A 557-nucleotide genomic window follows, 5' to 3' on the forward strand; every position below is an offset into this window, starting at 1 on the left:
ATGTCGTTCCGGTGTCTGTCGCGGTCCTCACTCTGGCGCCGGACGGCAGGCCCTCCAATGCGACTGCCCGGATCTGGAGCTGCGGATCGGTCCGAATGACCTCGAACAGCACCTTCCGGCCATCCCTCCAGTCATTGATGCCGACATACGGATTCCAACCGTTGGGAGCATCGATCCCGATATTCTGCGCGGAGCCTCGTTGCGACAGGGCTATGCCGCCCAGCATGAGCGAAACATTGGCGGAGGCCGCCGCGATCATGGGCAGGACCGCCGCAATATATTCGGCACGGATCGACGCGGGCAGTGCACCGGTCATGGGGTCGGCGGTGAAGTAGACCATTTCGCCCGTCAGGACTGGCCGCGCGGTATCGCTCTGTGCTGTCAGGACGATATCACCAGCCACGATCCGACCGACCGGACCACCGTCAAGCGCGGGAATGGTCCCCGCCCGGTCGGAATACAGGGCTGCATTGGCGAAATCGATCAGGTGGACGGTCGCATCCGGCATGATCTCGGCCGGGGTCTCGCCGCTGTAGGGGACCACCCCGGCCTCGCCC

At 64.6% G+C, this 557-nt stretch carries 1 protein-coding gene; it reads right to left on the reverse strand.

The annotated features are described in order from the left end of the window. A partial coding sequence (locus Q1A36_RS21375; protein WP_299848204.1) for a hypothetical protein occupies window positions 1–557 on the reverse strand: 557 nt, incomplete at both ends.

It is taken from the genome of uncultured Paracoccus sp. (assembly GCF_947487305.1).
Classification (GTDB): Bacteria; Pseudomonadota; Alphaproteobacteria; order Rhodobacterales; family Rhodobacteraceae; genus Paracoccus.